At 62.5% G+C, this 602-nt stretch carries 1 protein-coding gene; it reads left to right on the top strand.

Going from position 1 to position 602, the window contains the following annotated elements; all coding sequences use genetic code 11:
* Positions 1–263, top strand: a 263-nt coding sequence (locus tag DNK49_RS23210; protein ID WP_120719298.1) for an ACT domain-containing protein, incomplete at its 5' end; no start/stop codon positions are given.
* Between the last annotated feature and the right edge of the window lie 339 nt (positions 264–602).

Here is a 602-nt window from a genome sequence, read left to right as displayed (position 1 = left end):
AGCGGCTGGAGCAGGCCAAGGCCGAGCTGCGCTTCGCCGAGGTCAAGTCGGACATCAACGTGTCCAAGGTCTCGGTGATCGGTGTCGGCATGCGCAGCCATGCCGGCGTCGCCCTAAAGATGTTCGAAACCCTGGCCGGCAAGGGGATTAACATCCAGGTGATCTCGACCTCCGAGATCAAGATCAGTGTCCTGGTCGCCGCCGAGTATACCGAGCTCGCTGTGCGGGCTCTCCACACGGCCTATGAACTGGATGCCGCTTAGCGCGGTTTCCGGTATCTCTGCCTTCGGCATGATCGATTCGGCTGGTTCCGGCCGAATGGATCATGCTCTGAACGGGAAATCCCGCACCTCTATGCGAATTAGCCGGTAGGCAGTTCGGCGCGGGTCTTGCTATAAGCGGGCCATGCGCGCCGAGCTCCATCTGGCCTGCCAAAACGCCCGTCCGACCCGGTCGGCGGAGGCGGCATGGCGAGCTTATGGCCGAGTTCGTGCCCGCGTCATTGACCGCAGCTTTGTCTTAATCCGACTCAAGCCTCTATCGGTCTGACCATGGCGAGCTCCACTCCTCCGGCCCGCCCCCGAATCCTCCACAAGCGGCCC

This window comes from Parazoarcus communis SWub3 = DSM 12120, from assembly GCF_003226565.1.
GTDB classification, from domain to species: Bacteria; Pseudomonadota; Gammaproteobacteria; order Burkholderiales; family Rhodocyclaceae; genus Parazoarcus; species Parazoarcus communis.
The sequence above is the reverse complement of the archived record's forward strand: the minus strand, read 5'-3'. Positions and strand labels throughout refer to the sequence as shown.